Annotated in this window: 1 protein-coding gene; it reads right to left on the bottom strand. The window is 38.6% G+C overall.

Annotation, left to right across the window (positions count from 1 at the left end):
• Positions 1 to 734: hypothetical protein (locus KCG43_RS21330; RefSeq protein ID WP_218387483.1), on the bottom strand; the 734-nt coding region annotated here is incomplete at both ends.

Genomic DNA, 734 nt, shown 5'->3' with positions numbered 1-734 from the left:
TATCAATGATAAACTCTTTCTTTCCTTTCTCACAAAATATACTCGTTGCAAAAAACTCATACTCAATAAATTGAATTTCGCTCTCTTCTGTTTCATTAAAACTGCAATACCTATGATGAATCAAAAAATAATCTCTTGGCTCGTCATAATCATTGTGTTCCCGTAAGAAAAAAATATCTTCATGCTTACTGACCCGCTGCGACAGCATATACTTGTCTAAGTTCGTTCCGCTCAATACCAGCCAGGTCACACCCAACCCGGCAAAACCCACTAACGCCGACGGGCCAATCATAAACACTGCACCCAGTGACCCAATAGCTGCAACAGCCAGTAACTTTCTTAGAATACTGTTCCCTATTTTTGATGAATGAACATGATCTTCCGTAATCAGGCCATAACAGCTCAAGATATAGTGATGACGGAACCTGGGAAATAAAGTGATTTTTCCTATGGTAAGGCTTACAAAAATTGCGGCACCGAACATCGACCACGTTAACGGTTCTGTAATAGCAGCAATAAAATCAAATTCTACTGCAATAAATGCGATTAAAAATGCCATAAGCATCATTTCTAATGTCATTAGCATAATGTAATATTTACGCCGACTCGGATAAGGTTGATGAGAAGTGATGGTTTCCCATTCAATTCTGTCTGGATCCAATTTTATCCTATCATACAGTTCTTTGACTTCGTTTTCTGTTGGCACCTTAGCTTTTGTTAATGGCCTGGTAACT

Origin of the sequence: Photobacterium sp. WH24 (assembly GCF_019204055.1) — a bacterium.
In the GTDB taxonomy this organism is placed as follows: Bacteria; Pseudomonadota; Gammaproteobacteria; order Enterobacterales; family Vibrionaceae; genus Photobacterium; species Photobacterium arenosum.
Note: the sequence above shows the minus strand (reverse complement) of the source record. Positions and strands in the feature narration are given on the sequence as shown.